This is a genomic window from Planktotalea sp., from assembly GCF_018607995.1.
Lineage (GTDB): Bacteria > Pseudomonadota > Alphaproteobacteria > Rhodobacterales > Rhodobacteraceae > Planktotalea.
The window spans coordinates 12,841-29,341 of the sequence record NZ_JABBAL010000020.1 but is presented as its reverse complement, the minus strand read 5'-3'; the positions used below and the strand labels follow the sequence as shown (position 1 = coordinate 29,341).

At 53.0% G+C, this 16,501-nt stretch carries 25 protein-coding genes and 1 pseudogene; 15 read left to right on the top strand and 11 right to left on the bottom strand.

Annotation, left to right across the window (positions count from 1 at the left end):
• Positions 1–25: 25 nt before the first annotated feature.
• From QZ280_RS08430 to trpB, 13 genes and pseudogenes are all read left to right on the top strand, one after another.
• On the top strand, positions 26–217 hold the full coding sequence (locus tag QZ280_RS08430; protein ID WP_293442577.1) for a DUF6494 family protein: 192 nt from the start codon (positions 26–28) through the stop codon (positions 215–217).
• Positions 217–1,275: an Mrp/NBP35 family ATP-binding protein gene (locus QZ280_RS08425; RefSeq protein WP_293442574.1), complete on the top strand. Its 1,059-nt coding sequence runs from the start codon at positions 217–219 to the stop codon at positions 1,273–1,275. Before QZ280_RS08430 ends, QZ280_RS08425 begins: the two co-directional genes overlap by 1 nt.
• On the top strand, positions 1,272–1,976 hold the full coding sequence (locus QZ280_RS08420; protein WP_293442571.1) for a biotin/lipoate--protein ligase family protein: 705 nt from the start codon (positions 1,272–1,274) through the stop codon (positions 1,974–1,976). The genes QZ280_RS08425 and QZ280_RS08420 overlap by 4 nt, the downstream gene beginning before the upstream one ends.
• A 1-nt stretch (position 1,977) precedes the next feature.
• Positions 1,978–2,469 carry a DUF6505 family protein gene (locus tag QZ280_RS08415; protein ID WP_293442568.1) on the top strand — a complete coding sequence of 164 codons (492 nt, stop codon included), beginning with the start codon at positions 1,978–1,980 and terminating at the stop codon, positions 2,467–2,469.
• Between the two features lie 148 nt (positions 2,470–2,617).
• Positions 2,618–3,501 (top strand): annotated as a pseudogene (locus QZ280_RS08410) (arginase family protein); the annotation flags it as partial.
• 112 nt (positions 3,502–3,613) lie between these two features.
• Positions 3,614–3,997 carry a hypothetical protein gene (locus QZ280_RS08405; protein WP_293442565.1) on the top strand — a complete coding sequence of 128 codons (384 nt, stop codon included), beginning with the start codon at positions 3,614–3,616 and terminating at the stop codon, positions 3,995–3,997.
• 32 nt (positions 3,998–4,029) lie between these two features.
• Complete coding sequence (locus QZ280_RS08400; RefSeq protein ID WP_293442563.1) at positions 4,030–4,308, top strand: hypothetical protein; 279 nt, start codon at positions 4,030–4,032, stop codon at positions 4,306–4,308.
• 106 nt (positions 4,309–4,414) lie between these two features.
• On the top strand, positions 4,415–5,371 hold the full coding sequence (locus QZ280_RS08395; protein ID WP_293442560.1) for an HlyD family efflux transporter periplasmic adaptor subunit: 957 nt from the start codon (positions 4,415–4,417) through the stop codon (positions 5,369–5,371).
• 233 nt (positions 5,372–5,604) lie between these two features.
• On the top strand, positions 5,605–5,886 hold the full coding sequence (ihfB, locus tag QZ280_RS08390; protein WP_293442557.1) for an integration host factor subunit beta: 282 nt from the start codon (positions 5,605–5,607) through the stop codon (positions 5,884–5,886).
• A gap of 3 nt (positions 5,887–5,889) precedes the next feature.
• The gene (locus tag QZ280_RS08385) at positions 5,890–6,240 is read left to right on the top strand and encodes a lipopolysaccharide assembly protein LapA domain-containing protein (RefSeq protein WP_293442554.1); all 351 of its coding nucleotides are present in this window, start codon (positions 5,890–5,892) and stop codon (positions 6,238–6,240) included.
• Between the two features lie 6 nt (positions 6,241–6,246).
• Entirely contained in the window at positions 6,247–6,927 is a 681-nt protein-coding gene (locus QZ280_RS08380; RefSeq protein WP_293442551.1) for a phosphoribosylanthranilate isomerase, read from the top strand.
• Between the two features lie 690 nt (positions 6,928–7,617).
• Entirely contained in the window at positions 7,618–7,779 is a 162-nt protein-coding gene (locus tag QZ280_RS08375) for a hypothetical protein (RefSeq protein ID WP_293442548.1), read from the top strand.
• A 60-nt stretch (positions 7,780–7,839) separates the two neighbouring features.
• Positions 7,840–9,087 carry a tryptophan synthase subunit beta gene (trpB, locus tag QZ280_RS08370; RefSeq protein ID WP_293442545.1) on the top strand — a complete coding sequence of 416 codons (1,248 nt, stop codon included), beginning with the start codon at positions 7,840–7,842 and terminating at the stop codon, positions 9,085–9,087.
• 118 nt (positions 9,088–9,205) lie between these two features.
• Here the strand turns inward: trpB and QZ280_RS08365 are convergent, their stop codons facing one another.
• The 11 genes from QZ280_RS08365 to pth form a co-directional block, all read right to left on the bottom strand.
• Positions 9,206–9,619, bottom strand: coding sequence for a hypothetical protein (locus QZ280_RS08365; protein WP_293442542.1), 414 nt, complete (start codon positions 9,617–9,619; stop codon positions 9,206–9,208).
• Entirely contained in the window at positions 9,580–9,939 is a 360-nt protein-coding gene (locus tag QZ280_RS08360) for a hypothetical protein (RefSeq protein WP_293442539.1), read from the bottom strand. The genes QZ280_RS08365 and QZ280_RS08360 overlap by 40 nt, the downstream gene beginning before the upstream one ends.
• Positions 9,936–10,256: an RNA polymerase sigma factor gene (locus QZ280_RS08355; protein ID WP_293442536.1), complete on the bottom strand. Its 321-nt coding sequence runs from the start codon at positions 10,254–10,256 to the stop codon at positions 9,936–9,938. The genes QZ280_RS08360 and QZ280_RS08355 overlap by 4 nt, the downstream gene beginning before the upstream one ends.
• 39 nt (positions 10,257–10,295) lie before the next feature.
• Positions 10,296–10,412, bottom strand: coding sequence for a sigma factor (locus tag QZ280_RS16310; RefSeq protein WP_365734423.1), 117 nt, complete (start codon positions 10,410–10,412; stop codon positions 10,296–10,298).
• A gap of 87 nt (positions 10,413–10,499) precedes the next feature.
• A complete protein-coding gene (locus QZ280_RS08350; RefSeq protein ID WP_293442533.1) occupies positions 10,500–11,048 on the bottom strand; it encodes a tetratricopeptide repeat protein in 549 nt (182 codons plus the stop codon).
• A 185-nt stretch (positions 11,049–11,233) separates the two neighbouring features.
• Positions 11,234–12,067 carry an ADP-ribosylglycohydrolase family protein gene (locus tag QZ280_RS08345; RefSeq protein WP_293442531.1) on the bottom strand — a complete coding sequence of 278 codons (834 nt, stop codon included), beginning with the start codon at positions 12,065–12,067 and terminating at the stop codon, positions 11,234–11,236.
• A complete protein-coding gene (locus tag QZ280_RS08340; protein ID WP_293442529.1) occupies positions 12,045–12,425 on the bottom strand; it encodes a DUF2237 domain-containing protein in 381 nt (126 codons plus the stop codon). The genes QZ280_RS08345 and QZ280_RS08340 overlap by 23 nt, the downstream gene beginning before the upstream one ends.
• A 3-nt stretch (positions 12,426–12,428) precedes the next feature.
• Entirely contained in the window at positions 12,429–13,592 is a 1,164-nt protein-coding gene (locus QZ280_RS08335; protein WP_293442527.1) for a serine hydrolase, read from the bottom strand.
• 51 nt (positions 13,593–13,643) lie between these two features.
• The gene (locus QZ280_RS08330) at positions 13,644–13,856 is read right to left on the bottom strand and encodes a hypothetical protein (protein ID WP_293442525.1); all 213 of its coding nucleotides are present in this window, start codon (positions 13,854–13,856) and stop codon (positions 13,644–13,646) included.
• A 37-nt stretch (positions 13,857–13,893) separates the two neighbouring features.
• Entirely contained in the window at positions 13,894–14,529 is a 636-nt protein-coding gene (locus tag QZ280_RS08325) for a hypothetical protein (protein ID WP_293442523.1), read from the bottom strand.
• Positions 14,526–15,212, bottom strand: coding sequence for an aminoacyl-tRNA hydrolase (pth, locus tag QZ280_RS08320; protein WP_293442521.1), 687 nt, complete (start codon positions 15,210–15,212; stop codon positions 14,526–14,528). Before pth ends, QZ280_RS08325 begins: the two co-directional genes overlap by 4 nt.
• 451 nt (positions 15,213–15,663) lie before the next feature.
• Here pth and QZ280_RS08315 point away from each other — a divergent pair, with 451 nt between their 5' ends.
• Both QZ280_RS08315 and QZ280_RS08310 read left to right on the top strand, forming a co-directional pair.
• Positions 15,664–15,876, top strand: a complete 213-nt coding sequence (locus QZ280_RS08315) for a hypothetical protein (RefSeq protein WP_293442519.1) — start codon at positions 15,664–15,666, stop codon at positions 15,874–15,876.
• Entirely contained in the window at positions 15,877–16,452 is a 576-nt protein-coding gene (locus tag QZ280_RS08310) for a hypothetical protein (RefSeq protein WP_293442517.1), read from the top strand.
• The last annotated feature ends 49 nt before the right edge of the window (positions 16,453–16,501 follow it).

Below are 16,501 nucleotides of genomic sequence, written 5' to 3'. Positions count from 1 at the left end.
TTTGCAAATTTCAAAGGAAGCGAACATGAGCGAAGAGTTTAACATGTCGATGCGTAAATTTCTCAAACAAGTTGGCGTGACGTCCCAGCAAGCCATCGAAAATGCGATGCGCGAAGCGGTTGGTACAACCGGTAAAAGTTTTGAAGCAAAGATGGTGTTAGCAATTGACGGTATCGAACTTGAGCATGTCGTCACAGGCAAGATTGAAGGCGCATAATGGCACTTTCACGCGAAGACGCTTTGGCGTGCTTGAAAGGAATCAAAGCCCCTTCCGGCGTTGATTTGGTCGAAGCTGGCTTGGTCCGTGCCTTAACCGTTGAGGCTGATAAAGTCCGCTTCGTTATGGAAGTGGACAAACCTGATCCATTCATGGCGGCCAAGGACGAGGCAGAAGCGAAGTTGAAAGCGCTTGGTGCCGTCGCAGTCTCCATCGTGATGACGGCACACAGCAAACAACCTGCGCCGCCGCCTGACTTAAAAGCGAACCGTACATCCGAGCCAACAGGCCCTGAAAAAATCGCAGGGATCGAGCGCATTATCGCGGTCGCCTCTGGCAAAGGCGGCGTTGGAAAATCGACCGTTGCGTCGAACCTTGCTTGCGCTTTGGCCGCAGAAGGACGACGCGTTGGTATCTTGGATGCGGATGTTTACGGACCCTCGCAACCGCGCATGCTTGGCGTATCTGGCCGCCCGCAAAGCCCCGATGGCAAAATCATTTTACCGCTGCGAAATTATGGCGTCACGATGATGTCGATTGGCTTGATGACCAATGAGGATCAAGCTGTGGTTTGGCGCGGTCCGATGTTGATGGGCGCTTTGCAACAGATGCTTAATCAAGTGCAATGGGGCGCGCTTGATGTTTTGATCGTAGATCTTCCGCCGGGCACAGGTGATGTTCAGATGACTCTGGCCCAAAAGGCGCATCTGGATGGGGCTGTAATTGTTTCGACCCCGCAAGACGTAGCTTTGCTCGATGCGCGCAAAGGCATTGATATGTTCAACCAAATGGGCACGCCTGTGATTGGGATGATCGAAAATATGAGCACGCATATTTGTTCAAGCTGTGGGCATGAAGAGCATGTCTTTGGCCATGGTGGCGTAAAAGCAGAGGCGGAGAAACTTGGCGTGCCTTTACTTGCGGAAATCCCTCTGCATTTGGACATTCGCGTCGCTGCTGATGGTGGTGCACCTATTGTAGTCTCAAAACCTGACAGCACGCAGGCTAAAGCCTTTCGCGATGTTGCGAAAGCCTTGATAGCGGACAACAAAGCATGAGCACCCCCAGCTTTCCACCGCTTTTCAGTGGGCTTGGCGTTGAAGGGCAAATTGACCCCTTTGACAAAGCCTGTGTAGAAGCTGCGCGCGGCTGTGATGCTGGGTTGGTTGTATATAATCTTGGTGCCTCGACCCTTAAGGCTGCGCTTATTTTTGCCCCTGACGTAGTGCTTGAGGACGCGATGGCGATGCTGCCCCTGTGTGGTGTTGGGTTCCAGAATGCTCTCGGCGCACTCGCTCCACCCGAAGTGGCTGTTCACCTTGATTGGAATGGCGGGATAAGGGTGAATGGGGCGGCCTGCGGGCAGATGCGCGTATCTGCGTCTTCGGACGATCCCAAAGCGCAACCTGATTGGCTGGTTGTTGGTTTAGAAATTCCGCTTTGGCCCGAAAATGACGAGACTGGCGATACGCCAGATCAAACCGCGCTTTATGCGGAAGGCTGCGCAGATGTGAATGCGATTGATCTGCTGGAGTCTTGGGTGAAACACACGCTTGTTGGGATCAATACCTGGCTCGAAAGCGGCGCTGGCCCTTTGCATAATGACTGGCGTGGCTTGGGGTGTGGCATTGGCGAAGAGGCGGTGCTGAATGGCCTCAAAGGGACATATCTCGGTGTTGATGAACGCTTTGGCATGTTGCTACGCGACGATGAAACCACCCACTTGATCCCACTCACACACCTGCTTGAAGGCAATTGATATGATGTTAGCACGCGCGATCCATTTTGATGAGAGCGATATGAATATCTTTCACTCACCTGCTCGCACTGGCGAGTGGTGCATCTCTGGCGGCTTTGAGTTCTCCAACTGGAGTGAAGGCGATCTGACCGGCAAAGCAAGACAAGCGTTTGCCAATGGTTGGTTGGGTGGAGAGACCTTCGGTCGCGTGTCTGTGGTTGCAGTCACCCAAGTCGAACCTGCGGAAATAGACGCATTGGTTGACGCGCTTGCCCAGCATTTCGTGGATATTTACGGTGCACCCTCGCTGGACGCCGCGCGCGGTGTGGCCCATGACGAAGTGATGCAGATGGTCGATATTTGTGACGGCCAAGCGCCCAACACATTGCTTTTGGTATCGCGTGATTTGACAGAAGCAGGCGTTAAAGAAAGTTACCGTATTGTTGAACCGCAAGATGCAGGGATAGAGCAATTTGCGATCCACGGCTCATTGGATGATGAGCATCAACACTGAGCGATTGTGCGATCATTTCTAACCTTAGAGTGCCAATGTGTTGTTTTGATGGGTTAGCTGCTTGAGAAATACTAATTTCATTCAGTAAAAGCTCGCTGACACGATTGATTCGTGCAGTATTTTGTTTTCGTGATTTTAATAAAACGCGGCAGGTGTTCCCACCTTCATGCGTTTGCCGTACATCGCGCTGAGGGATCTAAAAATCAAAGATGTAGACATGGCCTAATTGGCGTGCCTTGGGATGGCGGCACAACCAACCGATCTGGCCCACGTCACGGGCTGCACCAATTGCGTGATATGTCGACCATGATGCGTGCTCAAAGCGGTGCGACGGGTGTGCGTCCGTTTGAGGCTGCTAATTGTGCAGATCTTGGCGATATCGCGCCAAAACCTGCGGACCTGATTGACACTATGGCGTGGGTTACTGTGTTCTATGATGATGTCAAGGACGCAGGTATTCGACCGCTGACTACAGGCGGAGATCACTTAACGTCTTTGCCTGTTCTGCGGGCGTTTGCCAAAAATCGACCCTTATCGATGATCCATTTTGACAGCCACACAGACCTTTTTAACAGCTACTTTGGTGGTACGAAATATACCTACGGCACCCCTTTCCGACGTGCAGCTGAAGAGTGATTACTTGATCTCAAAAGCGTCGTTCAAATTGGTATTCGCGGAACCGCCTACGACAACGAGGATCGTGATTTGCTGATGCTGTCGGGATCCACATCATTCCAATAGAGGAATTTCACGCCCGTGATGTGGATGATTTGATGAACTGAGGTCTGCGTAATAGTTGGAGCGACAGAAACTTATATTTTGTGCGATATCGATTTTATTGACCCAGCCTTTGCGCCTGAGATTGGCGGGCCGAATTCTTATCAGGCGAATCAGGTCGTTCCGTCCTTGGACAAAGTGAACATTATTGACGCAGACTTGGTCGAAGTGTCGCCCCTCTTCGATCCGAGTAGTGAGACAACCTTTTTGGGAGCCTCAGTTGTGTTCGAACTTCTTTGCGTAATAGTAAGCTAGCATTGCCGCAAAAGCGGGCGGTGAGAGAGCGGGTTAGAGGGTCGAAAACCTGAGTAAGTCGCAGAAAGAATGAAAGCAGTGGAGCAGTAAGATTAGTTGGCTTTTCGATTTTATGCAGGGATGGGATGGCTACCGCGCAGCTGACGTGGCGCGGGTGAACGCGCGGTATGGCTTTATTATTGAACCGTTTGCGCCCCTTATTGCGCATGCAAAAGTGCTTGATATCGCGTCGCATGATGATCGTTGGAGTTATGCTTTTGCAGGGGCCGGTGCTGCGGAGGTACATGCTGTCGAAGCGCGCAGCGCGTTGATCGAGCAAAAGACGATTCTCCTTAAACTGATTTCAAACAACGCGCAACGTTCACTCATGGTGATCTTTACGCAGAGCTCGACAGGCTTATCGCGCAGAACGCACAGTTTGACGTCGTTGCTTTGTTTGGGATTTTGTACCACGTCATGGATCACTATGAGCTGCTCGCGCCGGTTAAGCTGCTGAATCCTGAAGTGATAATTATAGACTGTGAATTTATGTCTAAACCCAATCCGATGATCCAGATAATGTGTGAAAGCACTGACAATGTCTTGAACGCGACTGGAATAATTGAGGATCAGAACGAAACCTTAGTCGATACCCCGAGCGTCGGCGCGATGGAGCGGTTTGCAGAGGTTTTAAAGTGTAGGCTTGTTTGGTCCGACTGGGACAGTCTAGCAAAAGACGAGCGTCGCGGCATGCGTGACTATTTTCGGGGCACCCAAAAATGCCGACGCACTTGCGCGCTTTACCCACTAGCGTATGACGTCGCCTAGATCCATTTCCGACCGAGTTGATCGCCAAGATCTTAAAGCTCTTGCTATAAGCAGCGAGCATGCTCATCATTCGATTAAATATCGGAAGCTGATGCGAGGTGAAGTCATGGTGAATTGTCTTGTTGCTAGAGTTGTGCTGATCAAACGTGCAGTGGTTGTCAGCCTATTGAGTGCTACGCCGCTGGCCGCACAGACCACTGCTGTTGATCCGATCCGTTTAGCGGGCACCGTTTTTGCGGATGAGATCACCGGGATTTCTTATGAGAAGGGGGGCTGTATCGTTGCTGTTGCAGAACCTGTTCGTCGCTCTGGTGTGGCCAAGGCTGGGCAAATTCTTGTGGAATTGGATGCCAGCGAAGCGGGGCTTAAACAGAAGACTGCAGAGGCGCGTGTTCTAGATTTGGAAGCGGCGGTTTTTGAACGTCAACTGGCCATAGATGCGGCGCAAGCGAGCGTTGAGCGGCGTGCGCAAGAGCTAGAGCTGGTGGGTAAAGAATTCGCGCGCAATGAAAAGATCTTTCGCAGAGGATTGCTTAATGAAACCGCGATGGAGGCTGTGGAAAGCCGCTTGATGAATGCGACTTTTGCAGCGGATCAGGCCAGCGAAACGCAAGCCAATGCGGTTTCTGCGAAGAAACGGGCGCAAATTGCCTTGGAGATTGGCAAGCTGGATGTGCAATCACAGCAGGTTAGTTTGGATGCGCTGACCCTGCGCGCACCATACGATGGTGTATTGCTTGGGTTTGATCCCAAGGTTGGTGATTGCGTGAGTGCAGGCGCGTCCGCTGCGCAGATCTATGCGCCGCATGAGAAAGCGGTCGAAGTGTTTGTTAATGTGACGCAGCTTGTCTCGCGCGTAGAGACGGGCATCGAAGTCGGAGCAGCGGTCACAATCGCGCGCATCAATGGCGAGACCTGTGAAGGAAGGTTCACTTGGATCGGAACCGAAGCAGATTTGGAAAACCAATATGTCAAATCCTCGATTGATGTGAATGAAGCCTGCGCGCCCCAGCTCTTTTTGAACGAAGCTGTGGAAGTGGAACGCCTCGCCGATCCATCTTAGCGAGGTTTAAGGAGCCTGCTTGCTGTCGTTTGCGAATCGGTTTTCGCGGATTGTGCGGCTGAAATCCAAGAAACATGCCATTGAAAACGGAAGTTGGTTGCAAAAATAGCTTTTCTCAAGGGCAAATTGTACTCATCTCACGCTTGGCCCTTTTCCAAATCGCGAAAGTGCATATAATTGTTACATTCGTTCTTGCTGCTACGCGGGACGCAGCAATCTGGGGGCACTATTAAATGATACGATCCGAGTTGATCCAAAAACTGGCTGACGAAAATCCTCATCTTTATCAACGCGACGTCGAGCGTATCGTAAATACCGTCTTTGAGGAAATCACCGAAACGATGGTGCGCGGCGATCGGGTAGAGCTGCGCGGCTTTGGTGCTTTCTCTGTTAAAAAGCGTGATGCGCGCGTCGGTCGTAACCCGCGGACAGGTGAGTCTGTGCCTGTTGAGGAAAAGCATGTGCCTTTCTTCAAGACTGGAAAATTGCTGCGTGATCGGCTGAACGGAAAGTAATTCATGCGTTATTTTAAGTACCTCTTGCTCGCTGCAATTGCGGTGGTGCTTGTGTGTGTTTCACTCGCAAATCGCGAGATGGTAATGTTGGAATTGTTGCCTGCGGATTTGGCAGGACTGATGGGTATGGAGTATTCGATCAACTTGCCGCTGTTCGTTATTATTTTTGGTGGTGTGGGCGTTGGACTTATGGTTGGCTTTCTCTGGGAGTGGATCCGCGAGCACAAACAACGCGCAGAAGCTGCAGCGCAGCGCCGTGAAATGGATCGCATGAATCGCGAAATCAAGCGTTTGAGGGCAGACAAGCTCGAGGGCAAAGATGACGTCCTCGCGATTTTGGACGAAACGAGCTAAGCGCCGATGCCTGTCTTAGTGGCTCCGGGTGATGGCTTTGAGCGGAGCAGCGATACGTCCGTAAAAATTTGCGGCCTGACTACATTGACCGACGTCAAAGCGGCGAGTGACGCTGGCGCGAACTATGTCGGCTTCGTTTTCTTCGAGAAATCTCCACGAAATCTGAATGTAAAAGACGCGCAAGCGCTTGCGATCGAGGTTCCGATGGGTATTGCCAAAGTGGCCTTGGTGGTGGATGCCAGCGATGAGGCGCTGGATGCGATTACCGCATCTGTGCCGCTTGATATGTTACAGCTACATGGTCACGAAACGCCTGAACGTGTCACCGAGGTGAAGGCGCGCTATGGCCTGCCTGTGATGAAAGCTATCGGTGTTGCGGATGCCAGTGATCTGCCTGCAATTGATCAGTATGCGGCGGTCGCGGATCAGCTATTGATTGATGCGAAGCCGCCGAAAAATGGGGCGCTGCCTGGGGGCAATGGGCTGGCTTTTGATTGGCGTTTGCTAGCAGGGCGTGAGATTGGCGTGCCGTGGATGCTTGCAGGTGGTTTGAATCCAGACAATGTCGCTGAGGCGGTGCGCATGACAGGGACACGGCAGGTCGATGTGAGTTCAGGTGTAGAAGCAACCCCCGGTCAAAAAGATGCGGCGTTGATCACAGCCTTTGTCAAAGGCGCGCGCATTTGACGTGCGGCTTGATCGCGACTGTTTTGCTTTCACTTATTGGCAGCTTGAGTCCGCATAGCCTTCACGCTGACACGGCTGGTCGTTTTGTCTTTGGGGGCGTTCGGTGCGACTATTTCTTAGCGCTGCCCGAGCCGGCCGCGGGACTGACGGCCCTGGTTGTGGCGCTTCATGGCTATGATGACACATTCGCGTAATTTCGCGAGTCAACGCAGCTTGAAGCGAGCGCGGATCTTGCGGGTGTGGCTGTTTTGTTCCCGTAAACGTCGCCTGATACTATTGGGAAAGCGGCGTGAATTGTGGGCAAGCGGACGGCGGATCAGGATAATTTTGGCACCCTGATGTTCACGATTGTAGACATCACAGAAACGCATAACATTGATCCTAAACGCGTGTTTCTTGTCGGATATGCAAATGGGGGGAGCATGGGCTTAGCAGCTTGCGTACGCGCGCGGATGCTTTTGCGGCAATCGTTGCGGTCGCTGGAAATATAAGCGTGCGGGATTGGCAAACGTGTGATCCAGAGCATCGCGTGCCAGTTTTAAATATTCACGGCACGACGATGATGTGGTCGGGATGACAGGCGATCCCGTGACCGGGGTTCCAAGTATGCCTGCCTTGTTAGGTCGTTGAGCTGACTGGAACGGTGTCGTACGAAATGAAAGTGCGAATTCCTATTCCAATGGATATTTGATGCACTATTTCGATTGGGACGGCAAATTGGTTGCCAAGCTGGCAGCGCTCTCTGAAGCTGGTCATGATTGGCCCATAGGATTTGATGATCGATACTATTCCAGTGGTGAAATTTGGCGCTTTTTCGATAGTGTCGCCCATTGGTCGCCTCCGAATGGCTAAGAGCGCTTTACGAGCGTGAACGCAGGCGATACCAAGCGGCAAGCGTAGGGAGATAAGACTATGGCGGACGATCTTTTCAATTCATTCATGAACGGTCCTGATGAAAACGGACGGTTTGGTGATTTCGGTGGGCGCTTTGTGTCCGAGACTTTGATGCCGCTGATCCTGTCCCTTGAGGAAGAGTATGAAAAGGCCAAAGAGGACGAGAGTTTCTGGGCTGAAATGCACGACCTTTGGACGCATTATGTGGGCCGTCCGTCACCGCTGTATTACGCAGAGCGTCTGACTGAGCATCTTGGCGGCGCGAAAATTTATCTTAAACGTGACGAGCTAAACCACACAGGCGCGCATAAGATTAACAATGTGCTAGGCCAGATCATTTTGGCGCGTCGCATGGGCAAAACGCGGATCATCGCGGAAACTGGCGCGGGTCAGCACGGTGTTGCGACTGCTACGGTCTGTGCGAAGTTTGGGCTCAAATGCATCGTTTACATGGGTGCGCATGACGTAGAACGCCAAGCGCCGAACGTGTTCCGTATGCGCCTTTTAGGGGCGGAAGTGATCCCTGTTACTTCTGGTCGGGGCACATTGAAAGACGCGATGAACGACGCGCTGCGCGATTGGGTGACCAACGTGCGTGATACGTTCTATTGTATCGGCACTGTCGCTGGTCCGCATCCGTATCCTGCGATGGTCCGCGATTTCCAAAGCATCATCGGCAAGGAAGTCCGCGAGCAATTACATGAGGCGGAAGGGCGTTTGCCCGACACGGTGATCGCCGCGATTGGTGGCGGGTCTAACGCGATGGGTCTGTTTTTCCCCTTCCTTGACGATAAATCTGTGAACATCATCGGTGTCGAGGCGGGTGGCAAAGGCGTCAACATGAAGATGGAGCACTGTGCATCGCTCACAGGCGGTCGCCCCGGTGTTTTACATGGCAACCGCACCTACCTGCTGCAAGATGACGATGGCCAAATCCTAGAGGGCTATTCGATCTCAGCTGGCCTTGATTATCCGGGCATCGGGCCAGAGCACGCGTGGTTGCACGAAATTGGTCGCGCGAAATATGTCTCGATCACTGACAAAGAAGCACTTGAGGCGTTCCAATTGTCCTGTTCGCTTGAGGGGATCATTCCCGCGCTAGAGCCATCGCACGCGCTCGCGCATGTGACGAAGATTGCGGGTGATTTACCGTCAGATCATTTGTTGGTGATGAACATGTGTGGTCGCGGTGACAAAGACATCTTCTCAGTTGCGAGGCACCTTGGCTTTGACATGAGCGGCCCTGAGGGACGCGTGTTTGAATAAGCACGCTTGCATTTAGACATAGAGAGGCACCTTTATTGGGTGCCTTTTTGGTTCTAAGGGAAGCGATTAGATCAAAGGTGCGGCTGTCTTTGCCAGTGCTTCGAGTGTGTCAGGGGCGTCACCCACAATCGCAAAACTTCCGGCCGTGATTTTTCCACGTTGCCATGTGCACATCTCCGAAGGCGCGTAGCGCAGGCTCTGCCGCGGTGCCAGATCCGTTTTGCAAACCAAACAGTGCGATGACTGCGCCCTCAGCGTTTGTGTACATCATTTGCGCCACAGGTTTTCCGGCGGCCACCAAAAGCCGCGCGCCCTGGAAGGTCCAACCGGCATCGCCGAGATCGGGGACTTTGAAATCCACACCAATCTCTTTGCTCAGCCAACTCTCGATATGGGCTTGCTCGCTTGCGGGAACCTCAAACAAGTGGCGCGTCTGTTTCGCGTAGACCTGATGGTATTCCGCAACCTCTGCCAGCCAACTGCGCGCGCTTGCTACTTGCTGGCTGGTGCGCTTGCCGATTGCGAGAACCACATCCCAGCCGCGCCGAGTGCCGCACCAATCACCAAAGACGCGGCAAGCGCGCGCAAGGGTGCGGCGTTCGTGTTCGCAGGCGTCGGTGCAGGGGCGGCGAACTGGGCCGTTTCGGGTGGGATGGGCATATCCAGCAGGCTGTCCATCGCGCTATTAAGGTCGATGTTAAGTAAGAACAAGCTCTCAAGCTCCGCTGCGATGCTGGGGTCATTCGCGGCCATCTCGTCCACCGTTTGGCATTCGTCAGCTGTGAGGGCACCGTCCACATAGGCACCAAGTATGATCTTCAGATCTTCACTGAAGGGAGCGTGATCGCTCATCTGTGGCTTCCTTTCTGGTCGGCCAATGCCGTGCGTAATTTGACGCGTGCGGAGGATAGACGGGACATGACTGTGCCGATAGATCTTTCTAAGATGTTGGCGGTTTCGGCGCAGCTGTGCCCTTCAATTGCGACGAGTAAAAGAACCGTGCTTAACCCTTCTGGTAAAAGCGCAATCTGCTGTAGAACTTGTCCGGCATAAGCGGATGTTTCGCTATCGCTTGAGGTTTGTAATTCACCGCTTTCTGCGGCATCTTCTTGACCTTGTCCGATGCGAACACTGCGTTTGCGAGTCTCATCGATCCAGATATTACGCATCAGACGATACATCCACGCATCGAGCCGCGTACCCGCTTGCTATTGATCTGCTTTCGACAAGGCGCGCGTGCAAGAAGTTTGCACCAGGTCATCCGCATCGGGCCAATCACGGGTTAATGACCACGCAAAGCGCCGCAAGCGCGGCAGCAATGGCACAAGGCCGTCAGACAGCGAAGTCACAAAAGGGTCCTGCGTTGGATCATATGCCAGCTTAGGCTGTGTGTGCCCAAGCTGGCAACCGTTTTAGTATTTCGACGGCGTGCCGCGCAGCGCCATTTGTAGCGCTGTATAAGACCATGTGTTGCGGCCCCCGCGTTCACGTATTTCTGCAAGCTGAACACGCGCACCGTCTTCGTCGCCGTAAGCCAGCAGGCCCTGACCCATGTAAGAGCGCGCGAGAATGTAGTTGGGATCGATGCTCAGCGCCGCCTCATAGAACTCCATCGCGACAGCGTGATTGCCGAGTTTACGGTTTGTGAAGCCACGGTAGTTCAGAATGCGCGGATCGTTCTGGTTTTCAGCGGCGTCGAGCACTGCTAGCGCGTTCAGGTACTGACCTTCATAAGCCATTTCGCGGGCTGCAAGGTAGAGTTGGTCGTCTGAGAAATTATGGCTTTCGACCTTCAGGCATTTCTTGGTGTCCTTGTCATAGACCATGCCCTTTTTACATTTCTTTGTAGTGTTGGTTTTCGTAGGCGGTGTTTCATCGCCCGCAGCAAACAGGGCGGCAGGGGTGCCAAGCATCACGCCGGCAGCAATGAGGGCGGAGGAGAAGACTGTGACCTTAGACATGTTTTTATTCCTTTGTTGAGCCGAGATCAGCGCGACTTGGAAGCGCGCTATTTTGGGCGTTGTGATAGGATAACTGGTCAACTTTCAACTTTCTTCGCTATGATTTAGATTTTTTTCACCAAAGGCCAAATGTCGCGCGAACAATTGGTGGCAAGGATCCAGTCTAGGGGGATTTCTGCAATGCCTTAGGCCGCACCTGCAAGGCTGCCGACCATCAAAGAGCGGCCGCAATTGTCGCCACCTGCGAGGATATTGGCCTCGACCGCCGTTTGGTAGCAATCTGTATTGGCGAGGATGTGGAACGCCAGTGGCATGCCTTGGTGGAGATGACAGGGTCGGCCCGTGATTTCGCCGTAAGCGATGCTGTCGATCTCGCTGGTATCGAGAGCGGCTTGCAAAAGCGGTTCGCGCTTTGCCGCAGTTTTTAGCGCGTGTTGCAGGTCTGTGCCGCTTAGGACATCAGCGAGGAGATCAGCGAAAATGCCCGCATAATGATCTGCTGCTTCATTGACGTTGGTAATGTGCACAGCCGCTGTGATGCGATCTGCAAAACCATCGCTACCGCGATAGCACGCAACCACCGCAGGCAGCGTCGCGATGGCTGGGTGTTGGTCATCGTCTGTGCCAGACGGCGCACGTTGATCCGCTGCGATATTGTCGAGCGCGCCGCGCGTGGGGCGGTCTATGTAACCTTGATATGCGCCACCCGCACCAAAATGTGCCACAAACGCATCTTGATAGGCCGTCACATCAAACCCGTCGCTCGTCCCTATGCAGCGGATCGCGAGGGCGAGCACTTCGCCATATTGGCTTTGATCGCCATCCTTGCGCGTGGCGTGGGCGAAATAGGCGGGCACGCCGTCATAGTTCTGCGCATTGATTGGCACAAAAACGGGGCTGTTGCCGGAGATACTTGCGATGCGAGCGGGATCGTAGATCCAATGCGTGCCAAGCGTGGCAGCATCCGCGACAAGCGCGCCCATGAGGGCGGCCGCATTAGGATTGGGCTGTGTGGTCATAAAGCTTAAGCACCTCCAAAGGTACGATTTCAGTGGCACTTTGATGGGTCGCGGCCAGGTTCACCAAAGGCGCGCAGCCCTCGTCATGCGCTTGCAAGAAACGACCTGCGCAGAGGCACCATTGATCGCCGTCTTTCAAACCTGCAAAGCCGAACTCTGGGCGCGGCGTGCTTAGATCGTTGCCCACATATTTGGAAAAGGCCAGAAACTCTTTCGTGAGAAGGGCCGCGACCGTGTGAGACCCTTGATCCGCATCACATGTATTGCAGAACCCGTCGCGAAAGAACCCTGTAAGGGGATCGGTGCTGCATAGGCTTAGCTCTTCACCAAGGACATTGAGGCTGGGGTCTTTTTGCATGCATTAGAGTCCTTCTGCGATCTTGCGGAAAATTTCGACGTTGTAATCGCTCACACCTGCCTCGCGGAATTTGCGGTCTGCTGCATTGCTTGCGATCACAACACCCAAGGGGCGATTGATGTAGATGTATTGACCGTAGACCCCACGCGCGAGGAATTCTCCCTCGCGGCCATCGCTGGGCATCCACCATTGATAGCCGTATCCATATTCACCCGCGCTTGTTGGAGCGGAAGAGACGGTGGAAACAGCAACCCAATCTGCGGGGACAATTTGCTGGAAGTTGTATGCGCCATTTTGCAAGAACATCTGCCCCATACGGGCGTAATCGCGCGTGCGCAGGTTCAAGCCACCCAGCACAAAGGCCACGCCATTGCCGTCGGTTAGGTAGTAAGGGCTGGCCTCCAGCCCCATCGGTTTGATGATTTTCTCGGAAAGCAGCGGCGCAATCTCGCGACCCGTCGCGCCGCGAATGACCATGGAGATGATATGCGTGTCGATAGACACATACTGCCAGTCGGTGCCGGGCTCTGCGAAAGTTTTGCTCAGATTAACGGCGAAACCATCCATAGACCCTCCCAGCGCCAGTACGCGGCCCATTTTGTTGATGTCACTGCTTTGATCGAGATAGTCCTCATCAAAAGTTACGCCGCTCGCCATGTTCAGCACGTTGCGGATGCTCGCCCCATCGTAAGCCCCTCCCTTGAGGGACGACGCGTATTGGGTGACGGGATCATCGATTGAAGCAATTGCGCCTTCCTCAAGCAGAACGCCGAGCAGAGCAGAGAGATAGCTTTTAGCGATCGACCAAGAGATGCGCAGATCGTCAGGGTCTGTGCCTTGGTAATAGCTTTCATGCACCATCGCACCGTCTTTCAACACGACGAGCGAGGTAACGGTGCGATCCTTGATCCATTGCTTCATTTCGCTGTCGAGGGCCATTGCGTCGCCCACAGTTATTGCAGTCACAGGGCCGTCGCCGCGCGGCACATCGACGGACAGGAAGGCGGCGTTCATGCCTGAGAAATTGGTGACGATCTTATCTTCCGTGAAGAGCGTGCGCACGGCGATCAGGCGTTTCAGCTCTTCCCGTTTCCAGATGCCGATTGCGATGGCAACGATGGCGAGGATCAAGATGGCTTGTGTGAAATACTTGAAAATGTGGCGCATGACCGTGGCTCCCTTTGGATTACACAAGCACGTTGCGTGGTGAGAGGCAAATTAGGTTAGTTGAAGAGGACGATCAGGACGAGCACGAGCATCCCTGTTGTGATTGGTCCCTAAACCCAGCGCTCTTTGCGCGATCCAGTTCATCCCCGTTGAGAGCATTTGCAGGGCGAGCACGGCCCATGCTGTCCAACGGGGCCAATGGGGCCAAAGCCCAGCGGCCGAGGTGACGGCGGCGGCCATCGCGAGAACGATGGAGATCGACACGGCAGCGCTTATGCGGTTCTGCGTTGGGAGTTTGGATTCATGCTGACCGCCTTGCGTTTAACGCCCCCACGGCGCACCTGCGATCAAGCAAAGCTGGAAGAGGATCGTTGCTGCGATGATGAGAAGGTAGAGGTTTGCTGCGATGTGGGTCATGCCAACTTAGTCCCTTAGTCGATCTAGAGAGCATTTCATTTTTGCGTTTCCAAGCATCTACAATTCCACGATAACCTACCAATCTATCATGGATGGAGATCATCAGAGTCTTTATTGCTTCTTTGTTCTGAGCGTCTTTTTTCTTTAGGGCGAAAGGCTTTGAAAGAAAAAGGCCGAGAAACCTTCTTTCGATAAGAAGGCGCATGCGTGTTAAGCTATATGGCGGAACTAAAGGAATAGAGCCTCCTAGCCCCCAAAAGTCATCCTTTGAAGTCGGCTTTTCTTCGATAAGAAAGCGATTGCATTCGATCTGGAATTCATAGCTTTGATTTAGATACTTTATCTGAAAAATAGAAAGCTCACCGACGACATTGCAACGCACAAAAGACCAAGAGTGCCCATTCGCATCTGATCCATTTGGTGAGCTTGAGAATACACCGCGTCTAAATCCCATATCTTCCAATAAAGTGCCGACGACTTCGTCAAACTGAGAAACGATATGGCTGTGCGATTGTTTCATCCCCGAAACTTATCCGCTAGCTTTTGCATCGCGCTGCGCGTGTCTTTGACGGGCTCAGGAGGTACTGCCTTTTCCTTTTTCTCAGCCGCAGCCTTCACAGTCTTCGAGGATCGCGCGGGGGCGGTGCGCAAAGACACTGCGTTCAAGAAACGGCCAGAGTCGCCAGAGGCTAGCTCTTTCGCGCCATTGGAGCAGCCGCGCGTTACGTCGTCGAGCCAATCCGCTTCGGACTTGGCGAAATCGCTTAGGACATAGCCTGCAACCCGATCTTTGTGACCAGGATGACCGATGCCGAGGCGCACGCGCTGGTAGTGCTCGCCGATGTGTTGGTGGATCGAGCGAAGACCGTTGTGGCCGGCGTGTCCGCCACTCATCTTCACGCGGACTTTGTTTGGGGCGAGGTCGAGTTCATCGTGAAAGACCGTCACATCGTCTGGGGTCATTTTGTAAAAACGCATGGTTTCGCCAACAGATTGACCGGAGAGGTTCATGAAGGTCGCGGGCTTGAGCAGCAGCACCTTCTCAGAGCCGAGCGTGCCGGAACACACCTGCCCTTGAAACTGCGATTTCCAAGGGGTGAAGCCATGATCGCCAGCGATTTCATCGACAACCATAAAGCCAATGTTGTGGCGGTTCTTGGCGTATTTCGCGCCCGGATTACCCAAGCCTACAAAAAGCTGCATCTTATCGCTCCAAAAATAATATGCATCGACGTTGCTCACGTGGCGCGTATCAAGTGTGTTTGACGTGATGTGGCGGGTTTTAAAAGGCTTGTCGAGAGGCAGCCTTTTCTAGCGTGTCCAAAACGCGCCCGTTGGTTCAGTAAAAATGGCTGGACAAAAGTTTTGTTTTTGATGCAACCTTGGCTCATCAAAAGTTGCCATGAATAGTGGGCCATAAACGCCTGCCTGGACTTAGATTTGCTATTCAAGCAGATTGTATCTGCAAACGAAAAAGTTAGGTCTGTCGCTTCATGTTTTGGAGGCGCGTTATTTCTAGCCGCTCGTTTTGAGCTCTAGACTGCTCAGTTTTTAGTTGCTGTTTTTCGCCTTTTTTTCAAAAATTCTCGTCTGGGCACGCATGACGTCTTGTGCGGAGATGCTCTACTTTGGCCGACGTCACATAGGAAAACTGATGTTTAAAATACCTCTTATTGCTTTCGCTGTTCTTGCAGCCTCTACAACCTACCTTCTTGCACAAGACCGCATTGATACCAATTTGCTCGCGACAGGGGATTGGAGTGTGAACAAAGTTGCCTATCCTGAAGATCCCGCCGGGGATACCTGTTTGGCAGAAACGAACAATGCGTTTCAAACATTGAACCTTTATGGCTATAAAGAGAACTGATTGCAGGTCGTTGTGGCGGACAATCGATGGAATATCAGTCAGGACACTGTCGCGTTTACAATCTCGACAGAGACGTTTTCACGCGCCGCTGAAGGCCCAGCTTATACCAACAATATTTCTTTCGACGTGCTTGACCGTAGCGAAGCGCAAACCCTTATGGACGCCATCGGTCGTGACCTGACCCTGAACGTCACAACAACTAAGGGCAAATCGCTCGGAGATTTCTCCCTCAAAGGATCACAAGCCGCGATGCGCGCCTTTGCGCCGAGTTGGGATGGCATTCACCAAGCAAGTGCAGCCGCGACTTCATCGGATCCGTTTATTGACACATCAACTTACAGCCGATCATACGATCATACGATCAAACGCTCGAAGATGGCACATGGCAAACATGGTCTGTCGAAAACGGGTCTTATAATGACAATGGTAACTGGGGCGTTGATATTCGTGGCGAAGGGCCGCTCGGCGAATTTCTCGGTAACTTGGGAGTCTCTTGCCAACCCACGATTAGCTGGCAATGGCCCCGCACCTATCTTGACGCATCGTCTATTCCCGATGAGGCGATGTCGGCACTGATGCAATTTGTCTGCCGTGAAAGCTAGGGAGCGTTTTCACAGGGCTTGGG